1 pseudogene is annotated in these 304 nt (G+C 60.2%); it reads left to right on the plus strand.

Features of this window, described 5'->3' with window-relative positions:
• Positions 1-139: 139 nt before the first annotated feature.
• Positions 140-304: pseudogene (locus ACTJI6_RS24330) on the plus strand (IS3 family transposase); the annotation flags it as partial.

The raw sequence follows: 304 nt of genomic DNA on the forward strand, positions 1-304 counted from the left end.
GCGCGCCATCTGCGCGTCACTCAGCCAGAAAAGATTGCTCATCAGTGGGGCCTCCTGTGCCCCCTGAAGCACCGATCAAGGTCACAATCAATGGGTCCTGACCCTAGTGATGCGCCAAGCCAGCACCTTGCGGGCGAACCAGGCCGAGGTTGATATCGGCAAACGTCCGGGCTTTTTCAGCGAGATGGCCGAGAAGATGAAGGCGCTGGAACGCGAGAACCGCGAGCTGCGCCAGGCGAACGAGATCCTTCGCAAGGCATCAGCGTATTTTGCGATGGCGGAGTTCGACCGCCGGTCGAAGTGA

The organism is Paracoccus sp. 22332, from assembly GCF_052045125.1.
GTDB classification, from domain to species: Bacteria; Pseudomonadota; Alphaproteobacteria; order Rhodobacterales; family Rhodobacteraceae; genus Paracoccus; species Paracoccus haematequi_A.